This is a genomic window from Novipirellula herctigrandis, from assembly GCA_007859835.1.
GTDB classification, from domain to species: domain Bacteria; phylum Planctomycetota; class Planctomycetia; order Pirellulales; family Pirellulaceae; genus Novipirellula_A; species Novipirellula_A herctigrandis.
In genome coordinates this window covers 733,042-750,753 of the sequence record SJPJ01000001.1, presented here as the reverse complement: position 1 = coordinate 750,753, position 17,712 = coordinate 733,042, and the positions used below count along the sequence as shown (strand labels likewise).

Sequence of the window (17,712 nt, the reverse complement as noted above, 5' to 3'; positions counted from 1 at the left end):
GATACCGGCTTAGGTGCCAGTTACACAATCGAAGAACTCTACGCCGTTGGTGGCGGGAGCGACGGATTCGTTTCACTGCGAGAAGCGATCACCGCTGCGAACGGAACCTTGGGACAAGACACCATTTCGTTCGCGATTCTCAACTCCGACGCGGGCTATACGGGTACGGCAGGGACGGACGCCCACTGGCAAATCTCGCTGACCGCTGCTCTGCCGACGATCACTGAGAGCGTCATTCTTGACGGCACCACACAGACAACTTTCGCCGGTGATGTGAATCCTGGAACGTTGTCGGTACTTGCGAACGTGGGAACCAGTTCGCAAGCGATTAGTGCTGTGGATCGCCCCGAAATCGCCATCATCGGAAACGCAAGCGTGGTGGGTGGCCTGTTCATTGACGCTGACGACGTGACGTTCCAAGGCTTCGCTGTCTATGGCTTCAGCAACGCGGGTGCCGCAGCAGTTAACATCGAGAACGATGTTCTCAATACCGTCATCGATTCGAATGTGTTTGGGGTCGCCGGAACTTCGCTTGCCAACCCTGGTGCGGTGTTCCAAAACAACCAACATGTGAGATCCACGGGCGGCGATAGCGGAACACTCTCAAACAATCTGTTGGCGTACAGTCGTGCGACGGGCATATGGGTTGGACTCGGCTCGGACAATTGGAACATCACTGGTAACCAATTCATCAACAGCGGGAACGATTACAGCAATGGTGACGCGATCGCGATCAACGCGACAACTGGCGCGACCATCGATGGCAACTACATCACAGGAAGTTCCACTCAAGCCATTATTCTATCCGGTGGGACCACCGATGTCACGATTTCCAACAACACGATTGTGAACAACGGCATTGGACCAAACAGTGGTTCCCATATTCAATACGATGCCATCGCCCTGCGAAGCGGAACGTCCGACATTACGATCAGTCAAAATGTCATCGCCAATAACTACGGTGCAGGCGTTTTGGTGAACGACGGGGCTGCGGGAATCCATATCACTCAGAACTCGATTTACGGTAACGGGACCGTTCTTTCACGCCAAGGCGCCGCGGCCTTGGGCGAGATCGGTATTGACTTGCAAAGCAGCGGAGAAGACGTCAATTTAGGCACGGCCCCCTACTACACGCTTAACGACGCGGGTGATGCGGATACCGGCGGTAACAGTTTGCAGAACTTCCCCGTGATTACATCAGCGATTAGTGACGGATCCCTGATCACGGTCGCGGGCACGTTCAACAGCACAGCGAACACAACCTTCACGTTGGAGTTTTTCGATTCTGCTGAATACACAAATGGATACGGGCAAGGCAGCACGTATCTCGGTTCCGTTGACGTTACCACCGATGGATCAGGCGACGCGACGTTCAGTGCCAACTTAAACGTGTTCGTTTCGGCAACTGACTTCGTGACAGCAACGGCGACGAACCAAACAACTAACGAAACATCGGAGTTTGCTGCTCAGTTCGCCATCGAAGGCCCTGTGTATGCCGCCGACGACAACGGACATTTTGTGTTCGATGGCGATGATGTGATCACCATTGCCGACTCCGCTAGTCTTGTGATGACGACGACGATGACGATGGAAGCGTGGATCAAACCCGACAGTTCGGCGCTGTCTCGACTGATTCTAAACAAAGAAGGCGAATACGAGATTGCGGTCGGCGACAATGGGAATCTTTGGTGGGCATTTACCAACACCGACCCGGGTTGGGCGTGGCATGACACCGGCGTCGTTATTTCGACGACCGAGTGGACTCATGTCGCAGTTTCGTATGACAACGGAACTGTTAGTTCGTACGTTAATGGTGAACTGGTCGAATCGTATGCTGGTAGTGGTACCATTGGCGATTCACATCCCACCAAGAACGATTTGCTGATCGGCGGCCGCATGAACAGTCCGACCGACCAATACTTCTTGGGCGGCATCGACGATGTGCGAGTCTGGAACGTAGCTCGCACGCAAACTGAGATCCAAGCCAATCTAACGGCGACGCTCGCGGGTAACGAAACGGGGTTGGTCGGATACTACAAATTTGACAGCCCCGCTTCGACAGTGGTTGACTATTCGAGTGCTGGAAACAATGGCGTTCTAGCCGGTGGAACGCAGACACCCTCTTGGAGCGGAATCACACTTACCGAAGACGCAACCTACTCGGTTTTGGCTGCCAACGGCGTGCTCGCCAACGACGTCGACTTGGATGGCGATTCGTTAACCGTCACCGAAATCGAAGGCAACTCGGGCGCGATTGGCAGCAGTTTCACTTTGGCATCAGGAGCCACCGTGACACTGCAAGCGGATGGGTCGTTTGTATACGATCCCGGTAGCAATTTCATCACTCTGGTTGCGGGGCAAACCGCAACGGATTCCTTCACCTATCAAGTGACGGACGGAAACGGGGGAACGGACGATGCTACCGCGTTCATCACGATCATTGGAGTGGATAGTGCGCCCGTCGCAATCGATGATCCCGGCGACTTCAGCACCGGCGTGCTGGCTCAAGACCCCGTAGGCTATTGGCGTCTGGGCGAGTCATCAGGCCCAACGGCGACGGACTCTAGCCTGAACGGCCTTGATGGAACCTACGACGGGCCAACCCTCGGATCCACTGGCGCCCCAGCCACCGGTGACAACACTGCCGCTGATTTCGACGGCATCGATGACAATATCAACCTTGGCACCTTCGACGTTGATGGAACGGGACTTACATTGTCAGCTTGGATCAAAATCGATGATTTTGACACGGTCGAACAACGTATCGTTTCAAAGGCGTTGTCAACCGGCGGCGGCGCAGAGGCAGATCATTGGTGGATGCTAAGCACCGCACTTAACGGTGATGACCCTGTGTTGCGTTTTCGCGTGAAGGCCGGTGGCACGACTGACACGCTGCTCGCCTCGTCTGGTGCGTTGAATACGGACCAATGGTATTTCGCCGCAGCAACGTATGATGCGTCCACAGACCAGATGAAGGTTTTCCTCGACGGTGTCGAGATTGGTAGCCAAACGCATAGCGTCGGGGGAGCGGTCGACAAAGACCCCACGCAGACGGTTATGATTGGTGCGAATCCGAATGACGATCGCTACTTTGACGGTAACATTGACGAAGTCGCCATTTTCGATAAAGCACTCAGTCAAGCTGAGCTTGTGTCCATTCAAAACGGCGCAACCGACATGTACGTGGTGGATGAAGATGCCACGCTAAACGTTTCCGAGGCGCAGGGCGTGTTGGCCAACGATACTGATCCGCAAAACGATCCAATCACCGCGGTTTTGGTGGCAGGCCCCAGCCAAGCATCGAGCTTTACACTCAACGCAGACGGGTCGTTTAACTACACGGGACTCAGTGACTTCCATGGCACGGATACTTTTACCTATCGAGCGGACGACGGCAGCGAGCAGTCCGAGATCGCGACGGTAACCATCACGGTTAATCCCGTCAACGATGCGCCCGTGCTGTCGAACACATCCACCATCCTGTTCACGGATAGTTTTGAGACGCCCGATGTTTCTGGAGTGAACGGCGACGATCCAGCGGGGTGGATTAGCGACTCTCACCCGAGTTATGTCCAACACGTCGATGAGGATGCCGGGGTTTTCACGACCCCGTATGGCGATCAAGGCATTCGCGTCTACCAAGGTTCGACGATCGGAGCGACGACGGACGCCACCGGTCTGAACGAACCTTTGGAAGCCGACACGCTCTACAAACTGTTCTTCAACGTCGCTCGCGGCACTGCGCTGGTCGGCGAATACATTGTTCAGCTGCTGGCCATTGCGGGTGACAACTCCGAAACGATCTTATCGAGCGTGTCGGGAACGGTAACCGAAACCGACTTCTCCGAATCGGGGTCTATCACGTTCACGACCGACGGGTCGCACACCGCCTTACTCGGCGACCGAATTGCGATCCGTTTGCTGCATGATTCTGCGTCCCATTACACACACAATGTGTATTTCGACAACATTCAACTGGTCAAGAATGTAGCGAATTATGTCGAAGACGGACCGGCCGTCCAGCTGGGTGAACGGATCACTATCGCTGACGCTGAACTCGATGCCGCCGGCGGTGGTTCGGGTAACTATTCCGGAGCCGTTTTGACCCTCGGCCGAGAAACCGTCCTCAGCAACGAAGACGTTTTCTCGTTTGCTGACGGGAACGGAATTTCATTGTCGGGAAGCAACCTGATCAAAAACGGTCAGATCATCGCCAGCTTCGACACAATGGGAACAGAGGGCGAACTGACCCTCACGTTTACTGACGCGAATGTCGAAGTGCCGACCACCGCGGATGTCAACAATATCTTCAAACAGATCACCTACGCCAACAATAGCGATGCCCCGCCCGAATCCGTTCAAATCGACTGGTCACTCAGTGATAGCAATTCGGGTTCCCAAGGTAACGGCGGTCCACTGATTGCCACCGGCAGCACGCGTGTCGATATCACCGCTGTGAATGACGCACCGATTCTGGATTCATCGGGTGGTCTGCACACGCTAACTTCAATCACCGAGGACGACACCAACAATGGCGGGCAAACGGTGGCCTCGATTATCGACAGTACAACTGGTTTTGGAGTGAACGATCCAGATGGACCAACCGTTCCTGAAGGCATTGCTATCCGATCGATCGCCGCCGGGAATGGGACCTGGCAATACTCGATCAACAGCGGTTCCAGCTGGAACAACATGGGAACCGTGACCAGTAGCTCTGCATTGGTCCTGCGCGACGTTGATCTAATTCGCTATGTGCCGGATGGTAAAAACGGCGACATTGCCAACCTCACCTTCGTCGCTTGGGATCAAACTGACGGGTCGACCGAAGGGACCAAAGTCAATGCGCTCACGACCGGCGGCACCACTGCATTCAGTAGCGATGTCAAAACGGCTCGGGTTACCGTCACGGCGGTTAACGATGCCCCTGAAGTCACCGCCCCAGCGACAGCAACGGTTGCCGAGAGTGGTTCGTTAACCTTTGATATCTCGGGTGCGGGAGTAATCGACACCAAGGACGTCGACGGAGACGATCTGACCGTTACGGTAACTGCGAATCATGCCTCGATCACGCTGGCTCAGACCACCGGTTTGACGCTGATTGACAACGATGGTAGTGATGGAACGCTGCAGTTCATCGGCAGTGTAGCGGACATCGATGCGGCTCTCGATGGTTTAGCCTACGACTCCGATGGCGGCTACAACGGCGCTGCAACCTTGGCTGTCTTGGTCGACGACGGAAGCCTGACGGATTCAACAACGGTCGCAATCACGGTGACGTCGGGCCAAAGCACGTTCGTATGGGACGGTGGCGGTGCGAGCAACGATTGGTCGGACGCGGACAACTGGGATCACGATCTCGTCCCCGAAGCAGATGATGTCGTGGTGTTCAATGCGACTAGCGTGAAAGATTCATCGGTGGATGCCGCGTTCGCGGGTTCGATCAGCGAAATTCACGTGGATGCGGGCTACACCGGCACATTGACTCAGGCCCGTTCGATTCAAATCACCAATTCCGTGGTGCTTTCCGGCGGTACGTTCACGACGAGCGGCAATGATTTGGATATTGATGGCGATCTGACACGCACTGCGGGTTCGCTGAACGTCGACGGTAGCGATGTCTATATCGGTGGTGACTTCACTAGCACGGCCGGGGATCCTGGGTTTGCCGGTTCGACATGGCATTTTGATGCTGCGGGTAATCAGACGTATAACGCTTTGGATAACATTGGTTCGATCGACATTAGCACGGGTGGGACGCTGACGCTTGTTAGCGACATGATCATCAACGGCAACTTCACTCACAGCGGAGCTGGCGATGTCGATTTCGGTGGCAATGAAGTGACGTTCCGAAGTTCGGGCGTGATCAACGCAGTCAATCTCGACTTTGATGATGTCAAATTTGATGCTGCCTCGACTCTATTACTCACGATTACTGGCGTGATGGATATTGATGGTGATCTCACGATTGTCGACGCCAATAGCATCAACGGAGACGACATCACGCTAGCCGGCGATCTGTTGGTCACCGATATTTCAGTGGTCGGCACGTCGGATATCATTCTCGATGGCAACACGACCCAGACGTACAGCGCCGACGGTGGCGTCGGGGGCATTGAAAGTTTGATTATCAACAAGACTGGCGGGACGGCGGTGTTGACCGATACGCTGATGATCAGTCGCGACTTGTTGGTGACCAGCGGTACCGTCGACGCAACCGTGCTCGACCTGCGGCTTTTAGGGACCGCAGCGGGAACCGTCGACAGCGACATCGGCCCGGTGGGCGCGTTAATGGTGAACGCGGAGGGGACCAAGACGATCGACGGAACCCTGGACGTACTTGGACTGACCTATCTGTCAGACGTGGGCACGCTCGACGGCGGCACGATCCGAGCGCTGGGTGACCTGCGAAGCCGCGATACCGACTACAACGGAACGGCGACGATCCAACTTGGCGGAAGCAATAATCAATCCGTCATCGATTCGACCGGCAGCGGAACCATCCGCAATTTGGTAATCAACAAATCGGGTGGTACGGCAACGGTTACGGACAATTTGACATTTACCGGTTCGTTCACACACACCGCGGGTAACTTCGACGCAACAGTTGTGACCACGACATTCGCGGACTCTGGATTGGTGATCGACGCGGATGGAGCCAATCTCGGTAACGTGACGTTTGCCAACAGCGCGACCTTCACACTGGTCAGTGATTTAACTGTCGGTGGCGATTTGGATATCCTCAGTATGGCGGGCAGCAGCACCGGCGGCGACATCCTTGTCGCGGGCGACATAAGCAGCAGTGATGTGGTTGTCGTTGGAGATTTTGGGATCATTCTCAACGGAACCGGCGACCAAACGATCTCCGGCGAAGACCTGACCGACGGTCAAATCGCCATCAATAAGGGGTCGGGGGTCGTTTTTCTGGCGGATGACCTCGTGCTCAACGGATCTGGTCAGAATATTACCGTTCAAGCAGGAACACTCGACCTCAGCGGCCAGACAATCACGATCGACGGCGATGTGATTATTGACGGGGGCACGGCAACGGGTAGCGGCACGATCACCAATGATTTCACAGTGAAAAATAGCGGTATTGTTTCGTTAGCGGCTAGTTCGACGAGCATCTATGAAACGATCGCGGTGGGCGGTGCCATGACACTCGACGCTACCTCGGAACTCGTGCTTGATCTAAACGGCATGGCCGTTGGTGGGTTATTGGACGATCTGTTTACTTCCACCAGTGTCACCGGGACTTGGGACACAATCACGCTTGTCAACGATGGCGTTGGATTCACGATTTACGATCACTATGATGCGCCCGCCGGCGCGGTCGATGTCTTTCTAAATACTGATCCGACCGGTTCGATTGGCGATGTGACCGTTGATGAAGATGCAGTACCAACGGTCATCGACCTGTCCGCCGCGTTTGGTGACAGCGAACACGCGGATAGCGAACTGACTTACTCGATCATCAGCAACACCAACGCTGCGTTGTTTTCAGGAACTTCGTACGACAACGCTGCCAAAACCTATACATTCACGCACGCAGCGGATGCCTATGGATTCTCGGATATCACGATCCGAGCGACCGATCCTTATGGCCAAACGGTGGATTCAACCTTCCGGATGACGGTGAATCCGATCAACGATGCACCAACATTGACCGATGGCTCGACCGTCAATCTTGCGGGTACCAATGAAGACACCAATTCCGTCGCCAGTAGTGTCGCAGCGATTTTTGCGAGTGCTGGGGGAAATGACATCGATGCCTCACCGCTTTCGGGTTTGGCAGTAACATCCACGACCGGCAATGGCACGTGGCAGTATTCAACCGACGGAACGAACTGGACGGACTTTGGAGCCGTTTCGGAGAGCAGCGGCCTGCTGCTAACATCGACGAGCGAAGTTCGTTATTCGCCCGACGGTATCGATGGCGAAACGGCAACCTTTGACTTTAAAGGCTGGGATCAAACCATCAGTTCAGGATCTTCATTTGGATCACCAAGCAATGTGGACGCCAGCACCAATGTTGGCGGAATTCACGAATTTTCTTCTGAGAATGCCACCGCATCAATATCCGTCTCTGCGGTAAACGATCCCGTTGTCGCTGTCGCAGATGCCGACGCAGCTACCGAAGCCGGTGGGGTGAATAACGCAACAAGCGGTGTCAATCCGACCGGAAACGTGCTTACCAATGATAACGAAGTTGACCCAGGCGACACGCTCACGGTCGTCGGAATTGCTGCGGGCACGGTTGGGTCGGCGTCGGGCAATGTCGCATCGGCCGTCACCGGAACCTATGGCTCACTGACAATCAATAGTGATGGCAGTTACGTCTACAACGTCGACAACAACAACGCGATCGTGCAAGCGTTGCGGACCAGCGGCGACACCATTACCGACACGTTCTCTTACACGGTGACCGATAGTGGCGGAAGCAGTTCAACCACACAAGTCGTGATCACGATTGATGGCCAAAACGACGCTCCCGTTGCTGTCACGGATAACGTCATTGCAACCGAAGCCGGCGGACTGGGCAACACCACTCCCGGATCCGATCCAACCGGCAACGTTTTGACCAACGATGCCGATGTTGACTCGGGCGACACGAAAGCGGTTTCCGGTGTTGTCGCTGGTACAGTCGGATTAGCCACGGGGAATGTCGCATCGGCGGTAGTGGGAGCGTACGGTTCGATCACGATCAATTCGAACGGATCTTACGTCTATAACGTCGACAATAGCAACGCAGCGGTAGAAGCATTGCGAACTGCGTCCGATACGCTTCAAGACGTGTTCACCTACACGATGGTGGATGCAGACGGCGAAGCTTCGACCACTCAGGTTACCGTCACAATCGAAGGAACGAACGACGATCCGGTCGCTGTCGATGACACGATCACAGCAGTCGAAGCAGGCGGTGTCGGAAACGGAACCGCAGGCAGTGACCCAACCGGCAACGTATTGACCAATGATACGGATGTTGATTCAGGTGATGCGAAAAGCGTCACGGGAGTCGCTGCGGGATCGCAGGCGAGTGCATCAGGCAATGTTGGTAGCGGAGTTACGGGGACTTACGGATCGATCAACGTCGCAAGCGATGGCTCTTACACGTTCACCGTGGACAACTCCAACGCTGCGGTGCAAGCACTGCGAACGTCATCCGATACTCTTTCTGAAGTCTTCACCTACACGATTCAGGACACATCGGGCGCCGATTCGACCGCGGAAGTCACGGTGACGATCCAGGGTGCCAATGATGCACCGACAGCCGTTGCGAATACAGCAACCGCGATTGAGGCAAGCGGGATGAACAACAATATCTCTGGCACCGATCCAACAGGGAACGTCCTGACCAATGATACCGACGTTGACGCTGGCGATACAAAAACAGTCACCGGTGTCGCTGTGGGTGTCCAAGGCAGCACTTCGGGGAGTGTTGGCAGTGCCGTCATCGGTACCTATGGTGAGATCGTTATCAACGCCGACGGAACGTATACTTTCACGGTCGATAACGACAACGCGGCCGTGGAGCTACTAAACGCAGGCGATACGCTTAGCGAGACATTCTCTTACACCGTGGCGGACACCGACGGGCTTGAATCGACAACGCAAATTGTCATTACCATCGACGGGCGTACTGACTTGCCCGTCGCCGAAGCCGATATGGACACAGCCGAGGAAGCGGGTGGAGTGGCCAACGCGACCCCAGGTTCCGACCCGGTAGGAAATGTATTGACCAACGACGCCTCCAATAACGGCAAATTCATCATTGGCGTCGCCGCAGGATCTACCGGTTCCGCATCGGGCGATGTCGGCGTCACCGTCGTCGGGCTTTACGGCAGTGTCGTGATTAATTCCGATGGCTCCTATGTCTACACATTGGACAATAGCAACGCGGCAGTCGAAGCTTTGCTGACTTCGGGCGATCACGTCACTGACATCTTTACGTATACGATGGAAGATGCGTTAACCAACCAATCCTCAACCGAGTTGACCATCTCGGTTGATGGGCAAGACGATGCACCGATCGGCAACAACGACAGTGGCACCGCCACGGAATCGGGCGGACTCAACAATGCGACCACCGGATCTACTGCGACCGGAAACGTGCTTTCTAACGACACGGATGTAGACGCAGGGGACACGAAGACCGTAGTGGGAGTCGCCGTTGGCACGGTCGGTTCTGCATCCGGAAACGTGGGCGCATCGGTCGCGGGGCTGTATGGGAATATTGTGGTCAATAACGATGGCAGCTACTCCTATACGATTGACGAAACCAATGCGACGGTCCAAGCGTTACGCACTAGTGCAGACACAATATCCGAAACCTTTACCTACACGATGGAAGATACCGCCGGTGCAGCATCGACGGCCCAGGTCACAATCACCATCGAGGGTGCCAACGACACACCAACCGCCGTGGTGGATGTTGCAACAGCACAGGAATCCGGCGGAGTACTCGATGGTACCGGTGGAACGGATCCAACAGGGAATGTATTTGACAATGACACGGATGTTGACGGCGGCGACACGAAGTCGGTCACTGGCGTTGCGGCGGGCGTACAAGTTTTCGCTAGCGGTTCGGTAGCATCAGGTGTCACGGGAAGCTACGGATCAATCACCATCAATTCCGATGGTAGCTACACCTATAACGTTGACAACGCCAATGCAGCGGTACAGGATCTGAGAACCAGCGGCCAAACGCTTGACGACGTTTTCACCTATACGATGCAAGACACCGACGGCTTGACGTCAACGACACAAATCACCGTTACCATTCATGGTGCCAATGATGATATCAATGTGGTTTCTGACAATGCCACGGCGGTTGAAGCGGGCGGCATCGGCAACGCAACCGCAGGCACGAATCCGACTGGCAATGTATTGGCGAATGATTCCGATGACGACGCGGGTGATACGATGGCAATCAGTGGCGTTGCAACGGGGACCCAAGGTTCAGCCACCGGTAACGTCGGAGCCAGTGTTGGCGGTTTGTACGGTTCAATCAATATCGCGTCCGATGGTAGTTACACGTATACCGTCGACAACAACAACGCAGCGGTTGAAGATTTGCTCAGCAGTAGCGATACACTCACCGATGTCTTTACCTACAGCGTCCAAGACGCCGCGGGGGCCGAGTCAACGACGCAGGTCACGATCACAATCGAGGGTGCCAATGATGCGCCCGTGGCGATTGCCAATTACGACGATGCATACGAAGCAGGCGGCATTGCCAATGGCACTGCGGGTACAAATCCATCCGGAAACGTGTTGACGAATGATGACCAAGTCGACGCAGGCGATACATGGGCAATCACCGGAGTCGCTCAAGGTGTGGTTGGTACGACCAGCGGTTCGGTAGGTGCCACCGTCGCTGGATTGTACGGATCGATCACAATCAACGCCGACGGCACTTACGACTATACGGTCGACAATAGCAATTCGACCGTTCAATCGTTACGTACGGCAACCGAGACATTGTCTGAAGTTTTTTCCTACACGGTTGATGATGGTTTGGGGCTGGACAGTACATCGCAAATCACCATCACGTTGCACGGGGCGAACGATGCTCCGGTAGCCGTGGGCGAGACCGCAATTGCTGTTGAATCGGGCGGGGTCGACAATGGTACGGCCGGAACGGATCCGTCGGGAAACGTATTGTCCAATGATACCGACGTCGATGCAGGCGACTGGAAGATTGTGGATGGTGTTGCTGTAGGAGTTCAAGGCTCGGCGTCAGGCAACGTCGGCACCGCCATCACTGGCACTTACGGTTCGATCACGATCGACATCAACGGAAACTATTCGTACACAGTTGACAATAGCAACGCGGCCGTTGAAGCTCTGGCAACAAGCAGTGACACGCTTGACGACGTTTTCACCTATACAACGATCGATGCGTCTGACGCAACGTCGACGACCCAGGTCACTGTCACCATTCAGGGGCAAAACGACGCTCCTGAAATCACGATCGAAACCGGTGATTCGGAATCCGAATCGCTGACGGAAACCGACACGACGTTGACAAGTTCCGGGACACTGACCGTCAACGATATTGACCTTAACGATCCCGTCACATCCTCGGTCGATGGCGTGGTGGCCACGGGCACGACCGCTGGCTTGCAATCGAATAATGCAGCCTTGCTGGCGATGTTGACATCGACAACGAATGTTCTCGACGGCGCCGAAATTACTGACCAATTGACTTGGAACTTTAACTCCGCCGCTGAGGCGTTTGACTATCTTGCCGTAGGCGAGTCGTTGACTCTGACCTATACGATCACGGTCACTGACGACCAGGGAGCGACGGACACTCAAGAAGTCACCATCACCATTGACGGCACCAACGACGCACCGGATATCATCGTGGACGTTGGTGACAGCATCGCCGAGACGCTGACGGAAACGGATACGACGCTAATATCCAGTGGAACGCTAACCGTCACAGACCTTGATCTTTCGGATGCTGTCACTTCAACCGTCAGCAGTGTCGTTGCCGGTGGCACCACGACGGGGCTACAGCCAAACAATGCGACCTTGTTGTCAATGTTGTCCTCCACGGCGAATGTCGTTGGCACAGCCGAGTTGACTAATACGCTGACTTGGGATTTCCATTCGGCTGGCGAAGCTTTCGACTACCTCGCCGTGGGCGAATCGTTGACGCTGACCTATACGATCACGGCCACGGATACCCAGGGAGCGACGGATACGCAGGAAGTCACCATCACCATCGACGGCACCAACGATGGTGCTATCGCTCAGTCGGGCACAAACACCGCTACGGAAGATGGCGTTGTCGTGAATGGACAATTGACCGAAACGGATCTCGACACAAGTGACACGCACACTTACACATTGATCACAGACACCAGTGAAGGCTCCGCCACCGTAAACCTCGACGGTTCCTATAGTTACGATCCCGGCAGCGACTTCCAAGACTTGGCCGTCGGCGAAACTCGTGATGTGACGTTCGTGTTCGAAGTCGAGGACAACAATGGAGCCACAAGCCAGGAAACGATTACGATCACTGTCGCGGGAACCAACGATGGCCCGGTCGCTCAATCGGGAACCAACACCGCCACCGAAGATGGCGCGGTCGTCAACGGCACGCTTAGCGAAACCGATGTCGATACCAATGACACGCATACCTATTCGCTGGTGACCGATACTGCCGAAGGCAGCGTCACGGTCCAGTCGAACGGCGACTATGCGTTTGATCCTGACGCAGACTTCCAAGATCTCGCTCTCGGTGAGACTCGCGACGTGACATTTACTTACGAAGTCGACGACGGCAACGGAGGAACCAGTCAAGCCAACGTCGTAATTACCGTCACCGGGACCAATGACGGACCGGTCGCGCAAGCGGGAACCAACACGGCCACCGAAGATGGCGCGGTCGTCAACGGGACGCTCAGTGAAACCGATGCGGATACAACGGATACGCACACTTATTCATTAGTCACCAATACCAGCGAAGGTAGCGCGACAGTTCAGTCCAACGGCGACTACTCGTTTGATCCCGGTGCGGACTTCCAGGACTTGGCCCTTGGCGAAACTCGCGATGTGACTTTCACCTACGAAGTCGAAGACAACCACGGAGCGACCAGCCAAGCCAATGTCGTGATTACCGTGACCGGCACCAACGACGGTCCGGTCGCGCAAGCAGGAACCAATACCGCGACCGAAGATGGTGCGATTGTCAACGGAACGCTTTCGGAGACCGACATCGACACGATTGATACGCACACCTATTCGTTGATCACGGATACCGCCGAAGGCAGCGTGACGGTTCAGTCCAACGGCGACTATGCGTTCGACCCAGGCGCGGACTTCCAAGATTTGGCACTTGGTGAGACTCGCGACGTGACATTTACCTACGAAGTCGAAGACAACAACGGCGCCACCAGTCAAGCCAACGTCGTGATCACCGTGACCGGTACCAACGATGGTCCCGTCGCGCAAGCGGGCACCAACACGGCGACCGAAGACGGGGCGATCGTCAGCGGAACCGTGAGTGAAACCGATGTCGACACTAGCGATACGCATACCTATTCGCTAGTGACGAACACCAGCGAAGGCAGTGCTAACGTTCAATCCAACGGTGATTACACATTCGACCCCGGTGCCGACTTTCAAGATCTCGCACTCGGTGAAACTCGCGATGTGACTTTCACCTACGAAGTCGAAGACAACAACGGCGGCACCAATCAAGCGAACGTCGTGATCACCGTGACCGGCACCAACGACGGTCCTGTCGCCCAGGCAGGGGTCAATACCGCGACCGAAGATGGCGCGGTTGTCAACGGCACGCTCAGCGAAACGGATGCGGACACCAGTGATACGCACACCTATTCGCTAATCACGGATACCGCCGAAGGCAGCGTGACGGTTCAGTCCAACGGCGACTATGCGTTCGACCCCGGTTCCGACTTCCAAGATTTGGCTCTTGGTGAAACTCGTGACGTGACGTTCACGTTCGAGGTCGAGGACAACCACGGGGTGACCAGCCAAGCCAACGTGGTGATCACCGTGACCGGTACCAACGATGGTCCCGTCGCGCAAGCGGGCACCAACACGGCGACCGAAGACGGGGCGATCGTCAGCGGAACCGTGAGTGAAACCGATGTCGATACTAGCGATACGCATACCTATTCGCTAGTGACGAACACCAGCGAAGGCAGTGCTAACGTTCAGTCCAACGGTGATTACACATTCGACCCCGGTGCCGACTTCCAAGATCTCGCGTTGGGTGAAACTCGCGATGTGACTTTCACCTACGAAGTCGAAGACAACAACGGCGGCACCAGTCAAGCAAACGTCGTGATCACCGTGACCGGCACCAACGACGGTCCGGTCGCACAAGCGGGAACCAATACCGCGACCGAAGATGGCGCGGTTGTCAACGGCACGCTCAGCGAAACGGATGCGGACACCAGTGATACGCACACTTATTCGCTGATCACCAACACCGCCGAAGGCAGTGCCACGGTCCAGTCCAACGGTGACTACTCGTTTGACCCCGGTGCCGACTTCCAAGATTTGGCTCTTGGTGAAACCCGTGACGTAACGTTCACGTTCGAGGTCGAGGACAACCACGGTGTGACCAGCCAGGCCAACGTGGTGATCACCGTGGCCGGCACCAACGATGGTCCCGTCGCGCAAGCGGGCACCGATACGGCGACTGAAGACGGGGCCGTGGTCAATGGAACACTCAGCGAAGCCGATGTCGATACCAATGACACGCACACCTATTCGTTGGTCACCAACACCAGCGAAGGCAGTGTCACGGTCCAGTCCAACGGCGACTATGCATTCGATCCCGGTGCGGACTTCCAAGATCTTGCGTTGGGTGAAACCCGTGATGTGACCTTCACTTACGAAGTGGAAGACAACAACGGCGCGACCAGTCAAGCCAATATCGTGATTACCGTGACTGGCACCAACGACGGTCCGGTCGCCCAGGCGGGGGTCAATACGGCGACCGAAGATGGCGCGGTCGTCAACGGGACACTTTCGGAAACCGACGTAGACACAAGCGACACGCATTCGTACTCCCTCGTGACGAATACATCCGAAGGCAATGTCACGGTCCAGAGCAACGGCGACTATGCGTTCGATCCCGGTGCGGATTTCCAAGATCTCGCGCTGGGCGAAAATCGCGATGTGACATTTACTTACGAAGTGGAAGACAACAACGGCGCCACCAGTCAAGCCAACGTTGTGATCACCGTTACCGGAACAAATGATGGGCCTGTTGCTATGGTGGATACCGATACGGCCACCGAAGCAGGCGGGGTCGCCAACGGAACCTTTGGAGCACCGACGACCGGCAATGTCCTGGCCAACGACACCGATGCGGATTTAAGTGACACTCACGCGGTCACAGGCGTAACACTTGGCGTTCAGGGATCCGCGTCGGGAAATGTTGGAAGCAGTGTAACGGGGAACTATGGCGAGATCACCATCAACAGTGACGGCAGCTACGTCTACAATGTCGATAATGGCAACCCAATCGTCGACGCCCTGCGGACAGCAACCGATACGCTCAGTGACGTTTTTACCTATACGATGGTCGACGAAAACGGAGTCGCAACCACAACGCAGATCACGATCACCATCGAAGGATCCAACGACAACCCGAACGACATCGATGCGACTGGAATGGTAATTGATGAAAACCTTGCCGCCGGTCAATTGGTTGGCACGGTCACCGGAAGCGATGTTGACTCAGGCGATAGTCTCACCTTCTCGATACAGAACCCCGATGGGCGATTTACCATCGATGCATCAGGAGATATTCGCGTTGCCGATTCGAGCCTATTGGACTATGAAATAGCGACAAGCCATGCCATCACCGTTCGTGTCACCGACACGTCGGGCGCGTATTACGACGAGACGTTTACGGTCACGCTCAACGATATTGACGAATTCGATATCAGCTTGCCGTGGGACAGCGACGGCGCAGCGAACCAAGTCAACGAAAATGCCGCCATCGGAACCTACGTTGGCGTCACCGCACATGCGATCGACGCAGACGGAAGTAACAATACCGTTACCTATTCGTTATTTGATGATGCGGGATGCCTGTTCGCGATCGACGCGGTCACTGGCGAAATCACCGTCGCCGGTCCATTCGATTACGAATCGCAATCGATCCACACGATCACGGTCCAAGCCGATTCGGTTGATGGATCGACAAGTTTCGTGGACTTCACCATCCAAATTCTCGACGTTAACGAAGCACCGGTTGCAGTGGATGATGCCTACGCGATGTTCGCCGGTGAGACGTTGACGGTCAATCCAGGTGTTTTGCTAAATGACATCGATACCGACATGGATACGCTTCAGATGACCTTGGTCTCCGGACCTTCGAACGGTGTCCTCGTTACACTTACCGACGGCAGTTTTGTCTATACGCCGGCGGGTGGATTCTTTGGCATCGACACCTTCACCTATGTCGCAAATGACGGCGAACTTGATAGCAACACGGTCACGGTTACGATCACGGTCAATGCGGTGGACACAGCCGATAGCGACAGCGGTGATGACGACGGCGATAGCGACAGTAGTGACGACGATAGCACCGATGACAGCGGAGATGATGGTGCTGACGATGGCGATTCCGAGCAAACGGACGACAGTGACCCTTCAGGAGATACTGACACCGCGGATCCATCCACACCAAGCCCGATTGGCAATTCGACCGGGACAACTACGGAAGAGAGCGAACGAGAATCGGCCGAGAAGAAAAATGCCGAATCCGATGTGAGTGATTCTGGAGATGAATCAAGTAGCTCCGGCCAAGCGGTGGCCCGCGGATTGAACGGAATTAACGCGAGAGCGGGCAGTTTCTCATGGGGTGGATATTCGCAAATGTCGTTGACGGAAAATCAATCCGGCGGGATCGAAATGCTTGATCGGATGCTGGTCATGGACATCTCCAATGCCATTCTTTGGCAGGAATGGAACAACAATTTGGAAGCTGCCGAAGACTCCTTGTTCTTCGGCGTCGAAAATGTCGGCGGCATCGGAGCGACCGCCGGAATCGCGACGGTTGGCTATGTGCTTTGGGCACTGCGTGGTGGAGTGCTCATCACCACCATTTTCGGCAGTCTACCTGCATGGCGAATGATTGACCCGTCCGCGCTGTTGACTGCCTATCGGTCCTCCGACAGTAAAACCACCGGTGGTGTTGATACGTTCTTGGATTAA

The 17,712-nt window shown here is 55.3% G+C and carries 1 protein-coding gene (only partly in view); it reads left to right on the top strand.

The genetic code is table 11. From position 1 onward, the window contains the following. A protein-coding gene (locus CA13_RS02560) for a VCBS domain-containing protein (RefSeq protein ID WP_146394456.1) crosses the window boundary here: on the top strand, positions 1-17,712 show its 3' portion. Its footprint begins 10,413 nt before the window's first position; only the last 17,712 of its 28,125 coding nucleotides appear in the window; the start codon falls outside the window, past its left edge; the stop codon is at positions 17,710-17,712.